The 10638-nt window shown below is 51.3% G+C and carries 11 protein-coding genes; 1 reads left to right on the forward strand and 10 read right to left on the reverse strand.

The window, feature by feature from the left end; genetic code table 11:
* The 9 genes from JDF658_RS07045 to secG form a co-directional block, all read right to left on the reverse strand.
* Window positions 1-806: glutamate mutase L (locus JDF658_RS07045; protein WP_200805652.1), on the reverse strand; the 806-nt coding region annotated here is incomplete at its 3' end.
* Window positions 781-1230, reverse strand: a complete 450-nt coding sequence (gene glmS / locus JDF658_RS07050; RefSeq protein WP_078664325.1) for a methylaspartate mutase subunit S — start codon at window positions 1228-1230, stop codon at window positions 781-783. The genes glmS and JDF658_RS07045, both read right to left, overlap by 26 nt.
* Before the next feature lie 16 nt (window positions 1231-1246).
* Window positions 1247-2044, reverse strand: coding sequence for a glutamate racemase (murI, locus tag JDF658_RS07055; RefSeq protein WP_078664326.1), 798 nt, complete (start codon window positions 2042-2044; stop codon window positions 1247-1249).
* An 11-nt stretch (window positions 2045-2055) separates the two neighbouring features.
* The gene (locus tag JDF658_RS07060; RefSeq protein ID WP_079906974.1) at window positions 2056-3024 is read right to left on the reverse strand and encodes a GntR family transcriptional regulator; all 969 of its coding nucleotides are present in this window, start codon (window positions 3022-3024) and stop codon (window positions 2056-2058) included.
* Window positions 3025-3181: 157 nt separating this feature from the next.
* Window positions 3182-4924, reverse strand: coding sequence for an N-acetylmuramoyl-L-alanine amidase (locus JDF658_RS07065; protein ID WP_079906975.1), 1743 nt, complete (start codon window positions 4922-4924; stop codon window positions 3182-3184).
* Window positions 4925-5022: 98 nt separating this feature from the next.
* Complete coding sequence (locus JDF658_RS07070; RefSeq protein ID WP_079906977.1) at window positions 5023-5631, reverse strand: GerMN domain-containing protein; 609 nt, start codon at window positions 5629-5631, stop codon at window positions 5023-5025.
* 122 nt (window positions 5632-5753) lie between these two features.
* The gene (locus tag JDF658_RS07075) at window positions 5754-6965 is read right to left on the reverse strand and encodes an MFS transporter (RefSeq protein ID WP_143311968.1); all 1212 of its coding nucleotides are present in this window, start codon (window positions 6963-6965) and stop codon (window positions 5754-5756) included.
* 141 nt (window positions 6966-7106) lie between these two features.
* Window positions 7107-9149, reverse strand: a complete 2043-nt coding sequence (locus JDF658_RS07080; RefSeq protein ID WP_107752991.1) for a sodium-translocating pyrophosphatase — start codon at window positions 9147-9149, stop codon at window positions 7107-7109.
* A gap of 41 nt (window positions 9150-9190) precedes the next feature.
* A complete protein-coding gene (gene secG / locus JDF658_RS07085; protein WP_078665915.1) occupies window positions 9191-9421 on the reverse strand; it encodes a preprotein translocase subunit SecG in 231 nt (76 codons plus the stop codon).
* Between the two features lie 199 nt (window positions 9422-9620).
* On the opposite strand from secG, the gene JDF658_RS07090 reads away from it, so the two are divergent.
* Window positions 9621-10052: a universal stress protein gene (locus JDF658_RS07090; RefSeq protein ID WP_079906980.1), complete on the forward strand. Its 432-nt coding sequence runs from the start codon at window positions 9621-9623 to the stop codon at window positions 10050-10052.
* Window positions 10053-10061: 9 nt separating this feature from the next.
* Here the strand turns inward: JDF658_RS07090 and JDF658_RS07095 are convergent.
* Window positions 10062-10638: TVP38/TMEM64 family protein (locus JDF658_RS07095; protein ID WP_079906982.1), on the reverse strand; the 577-nt coding region annotated here is incomplete at its 5' end.

A 10638-nucleotide genomic window follows, 5' to 3' on the forward strand; every position in this document is an offset into this window, starting at 1 on the left:
GCAATGGAATGCACATCCGTAGTGGCCCCGCCAATGTCCACCAGCAGCAGCTCCCCCCAGCCCCTCTGGCCTGGAGTCCCCTCTGCCAGCAGCCGCGCTCCTTGTAATACTGCTGCCGGGGTAGGCATTACAATCCCCAGCAATGTTTCTGCCTTATCCAGCCCTTTAGCGGCAATAATCCGTTCCAGAAAGACTTCCCGGATGGTTTCCCGGGCCGGTTCCACATTGAGCTGATTCAGTTCTGGCATAACATTTTCCGTCACCCGCACGGGAAAACCGGCCTGGCTGAGAATCTCCGCCACCTGAGCCGCTGCCACTTTATTGCCAGCAACCACCACCGGTACCCGTAAAGAGCCGGCAGCCAGAGTGTGGGCATTGGCAATGATCGTCTCCCTGTTTCCTCCATCGGTTCCTCCGGCCAGCAGGATAATATCAGGAGGTGTAGCAGCCATTTGTTCCACATCCTGCGGAGTAAGAAAACGGGAAAACACATGGGTTAGCCGCGCTCCAGCCCCCAGGGCAGCCAGGCGGGCCGCTTCCACTGTCAATTCCCGTACCAGTCCGATTGCCGCCAGCTTTAAACCCCCGGCTGCACTGGAACAGCCCAGTTTATGGGGGTAAGTCAGCGGATCTTCTCCCAGCTCTTCACCCAGCTGGCGACAGGCCCTGGTCAAACCGATATTAATATCCTCCTGAACGGTAGTAAAGGCTCTGGCCGTTCCCAGTAAACACCGTTTTTCCAGGTCTACTGCCGTTACCTTGGTGTAAGTGCTGCCGAAATCAACCAAGAGGGCCCTCGCTGTCATTGGATTCTCCCTCCCCCAAGTCCTGCCGGAGGTCTCGAATTACCACTTCCGGCAATGTGCCCGGTGGATAAACGCGATTAAAACCCATCGTTTTGAAGCGCGCCTCCACCGAAGCGAAATCCTGTTTACCTACAACCAGGTTACCGCCAGCATAAAGCAGGATATCCCCAATCCCGGCTTCAATACACTTGTCCCTTAACCCCCGGCAGTCCAGCTCACCATGCCCATACAGCGAACCCACCAGTATAGCGGCGGCATCGGTCTCAATGGCGGCATTGATAAACTCCTCCTGAGTGGCCATTACCCCTATGTTTACCACTTTAAATCCTGCAGCGGTCAGAGCGTGGTCCAGAATTTTGTTGCCAATAGCGTGAACATCAGCACCTATTACCCCCAGAACCAGGGTATTGTTTTTTCTTGCCATGACTGAATCCTCCCCGTTACCTGTCTGCCTTTTCCACCTGTTTTATAATATCTCCCAGCAGAATTTTTCCTACCCGCTGAAATTGCAGGGGATCCCCGCTGACCACAAAGCGATATTGACCCTGCCCCCCTTCTGCTGCCAGTCCTCTGCTGGCCAGCAGCTGCTCCGCTTCCCTCACCACTGCCTGGGCCGGATCCACCAGGGTGAGGTTACTGTCTGCCAGCCGGCGAATCACCGGCTCCAGGAAAGGATAGTGGGTACAACCATAAACCAGAGTATCTATGCCCTCTGCCAGTAAGGGCAGGACATATTCGCGCACCGCCTCAACCGTTTCCTCTGTATCAAAGCGACCACTCTCCACCAGCGGAACGAATTTGGGGCAAGCCTGTCCCAGCACCTCCGCCTCGGGCCGCAGAGCTTTGATCGCCGCCGGATAAGCCTGGCTGCGGGTGGTGGCTTCTGTAGCAATCACTCCAATTTTCCCGTTTTTACTGGCTGCTGCTGCCGCTTTGGCCCCGGGTTTGATCATGCCGATCATCGGGACAGGAAATTCCGCCGCCAGAGCCTCCAGGGTCAAAGAAGAGCTGGTATTACAGGCCACCAGCACCAGTTTTACTCCGGCAGCAGTCAGATACTCCATAATACCGCGGCCATAAGCCAGTAACTGTTCCCTGGTTTTTGACCCATAGGGGACATGGGCGGTATCTCCATAGTAAATCACATTTTCTGCTGGCAGATGTTTCAACAGCTCCCTGACAACAGTCAGGCCGCCCACTCCAGAATCAAATACACCTATGGGGGCAAATTTATCCACAGCAATCACCTCTATTTATCTTTAAGCTCCAGTAAAGCCGATTTTATTACATTGATAGTTTCAGGGTCAGGTAAAAACCTCATTTCAATGACATCCAGCCGGGGAACCAGTGTCTGAATCTCCTTTTTCCGGTTGGGAGAAACAATCACTGCATCCACGTCCTGCAGGAGAGCAGTCAATTCAGCCTCGTCATGACTTATTGATGTTAGCAGCTGCAAATGATTGAGTCCGGCCTGTTTCAGGGCCGCTCTGATTTTAGCCGCAAAAGTCTCGGAGAGGCAAACAATGGCCAGTTTACTACCCTGGGGATAGCGGGCAATGCGGACAATCGTTTCAATCTCCGGATTTAGAGCGATGCCCAGCACCGTCTTTTTCTTGTCGGCCACCAGTTGCTTGACTTCCTGCAAATGAAAAAAGGTAGAGACCACCAGGTCGACATTTTCCAGCACCTGATTGATTTTTGCCGGCTGGCGGCGAAAATCCTCAAGCAGGATGGGCAGGATGGTAATCCCCATACCCAGATGCATTTCCCGGCTAAAATAGTCCAGCTGTTCCCGGTTACATTCCACAAAAGCGATTTTCATGCGGGCCAGCATCTCTTTCTTCTCCCGGGCCCGCACATGGGCAATGGCCACAAATTCATCCAGGGAAAAGCCCATTTCCGCCGCCTCTTCCAGAGCCACATCGATTATCCGCAATAACCGCTCCTTCCGCCCCTCCTGGCGCAGAACAGCATCAGAATCGGTAATAAACGTCCCCCGACCCTGGGTAGAAACCAGAATCCCTTCCCCCTCCAGCTCTTTATAGGCCATGCTGACGGTATTGCGGCTGATATTGAGCATTTCCGCCAGTTCCCGCTCGGTGGGAATCTTCTGACCCGCTTCCCAGTAGCCGGTCTCGATCAAACGCTTGATTCCTTCTTTGAGCTGTATGTAGATCGGTACTCCAGACTTGCGATCTATTTCAATTTTCAGGTTCATTCCTTCACCACCTTTCTAATGGAACATTGGACTAATGTATTAGTCCAATTCGACAAGTCTATGGCTTTTTCCTGCTAACTGCAAAATTTTTTCTGAATATAATATGCACCAAAAATAAAAGAAAACACCTCTGCTGCACAGAGGTGCTGATGAACCCTTATTCCGTGAAATAGCGAATTATTCCCTGGGCAATGGCCCGGGCTATCTGGTCCTGAAAACCGGGATCATTAAGGAGCTGCTCCTCGGTAGGATTGCTGAGGAAGGCCGTTTCTACCAGCACACTGGGCATCCTGGTGCCGCGCAAAACCGCCAGGCCCCTGCTGTCCAGCCAGACGCCATTATTGGCTCCAAAGGCCTTGCGCTCTGGGATTTTCAAAATCTCTTCCTGAATCAGTTGCGCTAGTTTGAGACGGGCAGCAATTTCCTCAGAAGTCCGGTTTTCATTGTTGTAATAGGTAGCAGAACCATAAACACTGCTGCTAGTATTGGAATTGGCGTGGATGCTCACAAAGAGCTGGGCCTGCTGGTCGTTGGCCAGGGTATAGCGTTCCGCCAGGGTTGGGTAGGTATCCCCTTCCCGGGTCATGATGACCTGGGCCCCTTCTTCCGCCAGATACCGCCGTACCCGCTGGGCGATAGCCAGGTTTACATCCTTTTCCTTAACCTTCAGCACCCCGCCGATGGCACCGGGGTCAGTACCACCATGACCTGGATCAATCACAATCGTGCGTCCTTGCAGACGGCCCAGACCTACCAGAATCTCCAGGCTGCGCCCATCCTGACCGGGAATCAGCACCGGAGCATAAACACTGCTATATACTGCTGTCAGCACTACCCCAGCAGCATCATCTTCCAGCTGCTGGACCTGGAGTAATTCCAGCCCGGGCCAGCTTTGTCCCGCCCCATCGAAAGGATTGAGTAATTTCGCCCCTGGCAGTATCACTTTCCACTGTCTATCCTGTTTCTCCAGCACTACCTGATCGGTAACAGAGCTGTTGGCATAAACCTTAATCCTGGTGCCATCCCCTTCTTTAATGGCCCTGATGTCAATATAAAGGCCCTGCTCAGCTGGCGGCAGGTTTGGCACCGGTTCCGGTTCAGGTTTGTCCTGAGGTTGACTGCTGACAGGCGTTACCTGCGGTTTTTCCTGCACCAGCCAGCCTGCTACCCAGGCGTTATTAGCCAGCTTGTACCATATCTTGCCGTCACTGGCTGTTTGCCGGGCAACCACCTTTAATTCCTGCCCCTGTCTGGCTACCCCTACTTTGGCGTAGTTAGTGCCCGGGCCAGTCCGCAGATTGACGGTAGTAGCGATTACATAAACTGTTTTCTGCACGGCAGCCGGAGCCTGGTTAACCGGTTTTGCCTCCGGCTGAGCCAGTTTATAACTAACCAGACTTTTAAAAACCCAGCCTGTTTGTTTGCCAAATTTGACCTGCAGCCAGTCTCCTTTTTGACTGAAAACCGGTAGCTTGTCCCCCTTTTTGGCTTGCCCAAGAATTTTTGCTGTTGTCGAAGGAAACTGGCGAATATTCAGCTTTGTCCCCGTTACTGTCGCATAATTGCTGCCTGTTCCAGAAGTTGTTGTTTGCTGTTGTACTGGTCGAACGGCAGTGGTCTGGGAATTAGCCGCCTGATAACTAACCAGACTTTTAAAAACCCAGCCTGTTTGTTTGCCAAATTTGACCTGCAGCCAGTCTCCTTTTTGACTGAAAACCGGTAGCTTGTCCCCCTTTTTGACTTGCCCAAGAATTTTTGCTGTTGTCGAGGGAAACTGGCGAATATTCAGCTTTGTCCCCGTTACCGTTGCTGTACCGCTGGCTATGGCCCAACCTGGCAATAACAGCCAGAACAGGGAAATGAGTAGCAGAAGATGAAAAATCTTGCGAGTTTTTGTCATTCTCCTCCCCCTCTTCGCTCACAGATTAGCCATTTTGTTAAAACTTCTACAAGCTTCGCTATTTTCCTGCCAGAAAAATAGAAAAAAGGCCTTGCGGCCTAATTTTTTCCTGCCGGAACTAATGTCTGATCAGGTTCTAAGGGCTGATTGATTTCCACATGCCCGCCTAAAGTTTCAATGATTTGACCCTCAACCAGAATTTGTACCTTTTTGACAGTAGGGAACTGCCCCAAAGTATTTACAATACTCCAGAGGGTGGTAATTTCCTGCTGGCTGCCGCCTTTAAAATTAGCTTTCAGGTCCCGGGAAAAATCAACCACCGCCAGCCCATCCTGCTGTATTTTCAATCCCAGCAATTTCGTCCCTGCCGGTACCGCCGGATATAATCCATGTTGTTTGGGCCCTTTGAGCAATTCCAGCAGCGCTCCTTTGCCGATCCCCTGATTTTTGTCCACCTGCCGCTGTTCTGCGATTAGCTGCCCCCGGGCATCCGGGAAATACACCAGTACTTCTTTTAATTGCGGCACTTTTTTTTGAGCCTCTTCCGGTTTACCCAGCCAGAGGGGTTTTTCTCCCCCCTGCTGAGGCTGTGTAGCTACTGGCTTGCTGCCCAGCAGGTAGGCCAGCGCCCCCTTGACGCCATTGCAGCCGCTGGTTACTGTCAGCAACAGAACCAGCATCATTATTAAGGCCAGTTTCTGTTTCATTGTCTTTTCCCTCCCAATAGATTGTCCATTACATCTTATGGGACAAGGAGGGAAAATAGAACAAGTGGTAGGTCTTCAAAGAACCATAATTACGAGCAAAATTCAAACCGGTCAGACCGCCCCTAAGACTCACGTCCCTTGCCAATAGTCTCTTTTTCGCCTAAAACTTTACGGTAAATCAAACTAGTTAACCTGATTATCAATATAAGAATCAAGCCAACTGCAGCCATGGCAGCAATCTGATAAAATATAAACCTGGGCCCGAAATACTGGTAACTGACTCCTCCCGTTATCGGACCAACAATACTTCCTATCCCGTACAAACTGGTAAACAAAGCGTTGCCTGTGCCCATGTGGCTTCTGTCAACTCGGTCACCTATTATAGACAAGGCCGTTACATACAAAAGCCCCGCACTGCCACCGAGAATCAAGGTTCCCCCGTTCAATAATAGAGAAGTTTTAAACCAGGGGAAGGCCAGAGTACATGCCGTCAAACTTAATCCCGCAGCCAAAAGTATGATAAACTTGTTTAAACCCTTGACAAAGAATCCCACTAAGGGAGGTACTGCAATTCCCCCCAGCACAAAGATGGTAATAATTGTCCCCGTCTCAACACTGTTAAGACCTAGTTCACGGAGATAAAGGGACAGAAAGGAGGTTACCGTTGTTTCGGTTACTCCATAAAGAAAAGCAGCCAGTAAGGGAAGTTGGATTAACCCTAAAATTAAATAACTATCCACCTGTTTTTCTTTCTTATAGCTCGCCTTAATGTTCTCCACAAAAATGAGGACCATCAACATGGCCAGGAGGGAAATGATAAAGGCTATTATAAATGGAAAATAATTACCGAACCTTTCCACTCCAGTCATTCCCAGGAGAGGCCCTACACCGATTCCCAAACCGGTAAATACCCCATACAAACCAAGGTTACGAATCCGGTCTTCCGGACTACTCAACAGGTTAATTATAGTTTCGGTTCCTACCCATATAGCAGCCCAGCCAATACCTTCAATAGCTCTTATTATATAATAAGAAATTATTGTTTTCGCAAAGGGAAAAATCAGCATACAAACCCCGTAGATAGCCAAACCTGTCAGCAGAACAACCTTGCTGCCGAACTTATCTACCAGTTTTCCGATGGGTACTGCAAACAGAGCTCCGCTCACCGACATAGTGGTTGCGATTAGCCCGATAGTTGTTGTACTTATGCCCTGGTCCCGCAGGGTCAGAGGGATAAGAGGAATAACTACTCCCATACCTATCCCCCCCACTGCTATACATAGATAGAGAGTTAACAATTGTTTCTGGATATTAAAGAAATTTTTGTCCCCCACCTAACCTCACTCCAATAGACTTTTTTGACTTTAACGGATTGGCAGTAGACCGGTTATGAAATAAAAAAGGCACTTTGCCTTGCTTAACTAGCAAACAAAGTGCCCTTTTCTTAACTCAAATCGTATTAAAATCAATCTGAATTACAGATTCAGGAAAGGCGCAATGATCAAGGAGATAGTACCGGTAACCTTGATCAAAGCGTTCAAGGAAGGACCTGCAGTGTCCTTGAAGGGGTCACCGACAGTGTCCCCGATAACAGCGGCTTTATGGGCATCAGAACCCTTACCACCATACTGTCCGGTCTCGATGTATTTCTTGGCATTGTCCCAGGCGCCACCGGAGTTAGCCATAAAGATGGCCAGCAACACCCCGGCCACAGTCGTTCCAGCCAGGAAACCACCCAGAGCCTTGGCTCCCAGGATAAAGCCAACAACCAGGGGACTGACCACAGCCAGCAGGCCAGGAGCGATCATTTGCTTAATCGCAGCCTTGGTACTGATATCCACGCAGCGAGCATAATCGGGCTTGGCTTTACCTTCCATCAGGCCGGGAATTTCCCGGAACTGCCGCCGCACTTCCCCGATCATTTCAAAGGCGGCAGTGCCCACAGCCTTCATGGCCAGGGCGCAGAAGAGGAAAGGTACAGCTGCACCGATAAAGAGACCGATAACGATAGTGGGCTCCAGCAAGTTCAGTGCAAATTCGCCCTGAATCTTGCCGGCAGATATTACCTTTTCAGCAAAGGCATTGAACAGCGCCAGGGCGGTCAGAGCCGCCGAACCGATAGCAAAACCCTTGGCCACAGCAGCAGTGGTGTTCCCAACAGCATCCAGCTTGTCGGTTTTCTTCCGCACTTCCGGACCCAGTTCCGCCATTTCCGCAATACCACCGGCATTGTCCGCCACCGGACCAAAGGAGTCGATGGCTACCACCATGCCGGCTGTACAGAGCATGCCCATAGCTGCCATAGCGATACCATAGATGCCAGCCAGGTTATGGGCAATAAAGGTCGCCGCTACGATGACCAAAATGGGCAACATGGTACTCTTAAGACCTACAGCCAGACCGCTGATGATATTAGTAGCCGGGCCGGTCTGGGAGGATTCTGCAATTTCCCTGGCCGGAGCCTTTTGATAGGAGGTGTAGTATTCAGTGATATAACCGATAGCAACATTGACCACCAGACCCGCTACTACCGCCAGGAAGATACCCAGAGGCATTCCCAGGGGGAAGGTATCGGATTTCTCGGTGAACTTGCCGAAGAATTCCGGTGAGCTGGCCAGGAACCAGGTAGCAATACCGGTGATGATATTGGTACCCCACAAACCTTTATTCAAGGCAGCCTGCGGGTTGCCATCGGGGCCCATCTTGACAAAGAAGCTGGCGATGATGGAAGCGATCAAACCAGCTGCACCCACCAGCAGCGGGAAGATAACGCCGGCGATTTTCAGCTCGCCTTCCATGGAAGTAGCCCCGATCAACATGGCAGCAATAGTAGTCGCTGCATAGGACTCGTAGAGGTCTGCACCCATACCGGCGGTGTCCCCTACGTTGTCACCAACGTTGTCAGCGATAACCGCCGGGTTGCGCGGGTCATCCTCCGGAATCCCGGCTTCTACTTTACCCACCAGGTCAGCCCCCACGTCAGCTGCCTTGGTGTAGATACCACCACCGACCCGGGCAAACAGAGCGATCGCACTGGCCCCAAAGGCAAAGGGGTCAATCAGTTCCGGATCACCATAAAAATAATAGAGAATGGACACACCAAACAGCCCCAGACCGGCAACGGACATCCCCATCACCGCGCCACCGCGGAAAGCCACGCTCAGCCCTTTGTCCAGCCCTTCGATACAGGCCTGGGTAGTCCGGGCATTGGATTTGGTAGCAATGGTCATACCGGCATAACCGGCCAGAGCGGAAAAGACTGCCCCTACCAGGAAGGAGACAGCATAGGATTGCCCACGAGTAAAGAATAAGGCCAGGAAGATAACAGCCGCAAAAGGAATCAGGGTTTTGTACTGCCGGTTGAGATAGGCCATTGCCCCTTCAAAAATAGCCTGGGACAGTTCTTTCATGCGCTCGGTTCCCTGGGGTTCTTTCAGAACACTGGCTGCCAGATAACCGGCAAAAGCCAAACCGAGCAAACCTGCTACGATAGCCCACACAGAATTGAGTAAAGACACCTGCACTCGCCCTCCTCGTCCCTATGTTCCTTGGGATTTTTCTACTTGGACAAGATAACCAGAACCAGTGAAGTCACCATGAAACCGATGGCTACAAAGGTGGTTAGCTTGTGCAGTAGTTCATCCAATCCCTTTTTCTTCCCCAGAATGGACTCGGCCCCACCGGCGATAGCTCCAGATAAACCGGCACTGCGGCCCGACTGGAGAAGAACAGTGGCGATCAAAGCCAGGGACAATAGTACGTGAACTGCTGTGAGCACACCTTTTAGCACATAATCACCTCCTATCCAAAGGACAGTAATAGCATGTTAAATTGCTGGCAACATTATACCACAACCTGTCAAAGATTACAATAAAGATAGCGGCCAATCGCCGTAATTTATCAAATATTCATACAATTGCTTTCCCGCTTGTAATTTTCTCCCTGAGCGGCTAAGATAATATTAATAAGCTGAAGCGGAGGGATAGCCTATGAAAAAAATCCTGGTGGCAGTGGACGGGTCGCGCCACTCTGATAAAGCCCTGAAAGCCGTCAAGGATTTATTGCGGCTCAATGGTAGCCTGGCAATAACAGTTCTCTATGTTATTGATATTCCCAACAATGTTCTGGCCCATCAGGCCGGGGAAATCAGCCCCGCTGTCTTCGAGGAACAGGCTCGCATCAATGCTGAAACCGTACTGGCCCGGGCCCGGGATTTCTTCCGCATTGATGGCTTTGAAGTGCAAACCCTGAGCAAATATGGTCACCCGGCTACCGTCATCTGCAAGGTGGCAGAATATGAAGGCTATGATATGATTGTAGTGGGCAGCCGGGGGCTGGGAGCAGTCAAAGGCCTGTTTATGGGCAGTATCAGCAGTAAAGTAGCCCACCTGGCCCCCTGTCCGGTGCTGATCGTCAAGTAAAAAAACCGCTTATTCCGGTTTTTCCCGGAGTAAGCGGTTTTTTTGATACTTCAGGTAGACAAGAGTAAAGCCGATAAGCAAAAAGCTGACAACTATCAGGATATAACCGAGAGGCAGCTCTCCTTTAGTCAGCAGTCGCCCCAGACCAGCATACATCAAGGTCCAGGGCAATTTACCCAGGGCGGTGGCTGACAGAAACACCGGGACGGAAAGAGGGCTGAGACCGGCCAGAATGTTTATAACCGAGGAAGGTACCACGGGAAACAGGCGGCCGGTTAGAACAGCCATGAAGCCAAAAGCTGGTCTGGCCTGAAAGTGCCAGCCCTTTTTGTCAAGATAGGTCTGGGCCCACTGGTAGCCCAGGAAGCGCGCCAGATAAAAGGGCAAAAGGCAACCCAGGACGGCCCCGCTCCATACCAGAAAAGCTCCCTGCCAGAATCCATAAGCCAGCCCGGCTCCGGAAGCGAGCAGAAAAAAGGGGATGACAGGCAACGAGCCCTGTAATAAAGCCAGCAAAAAAACTACTACCCTGCCCGCCCAGCCCCAACCCAGGACGGTAGCGGCCAGACGGGCCGCCGTCAGGTTT

It is taken from the genome of Carboxydocella sp. JDF658 (genome assembly GCF_002049395.1).
Classification (GTDB): Bacteria; Bacillota.

Excerpts from the sequence above, each read along its gene's own strand:
- glmS (WP_078664325.1), bottom strand. The coding sequence starts at position 1,230 with ATGGCAAGAAAAAACAATACCCTGGTTCTGGGGGTAATAGGTGCTGAT.
- JDF658_RS07060 (WP_079906974.1), bottom strand. The coding sequence starts at position 3,024 with ATGAACCTGAAAATTGAAATAGATCGCAAGTCTGGAGTACCGATCTAC.
- JDF658_RS07065 (WP_079906975.1), bottom strand. The coding sequence starts at position 4,924 with ATGACAAAAACTCGCAAGATTTTTCATCTTCTGCTACTCATTTCCCTG.
- JDF658_RS07070 (WP_079906977.1), bottom strand. The coding sequence starts at position 5,631 with ATGAAACAGAAACTGGCCTTAATAATGATGCTGGTTCTGTTGCTGACA.
- JDF658_RS07090 (WP_079906980.1), top strand. The coding sequence starts at position 9,621 with ATGAAAAAAATCCTGGTGGCAGTGGACGGGTCGCGCCACTCTGATAAA.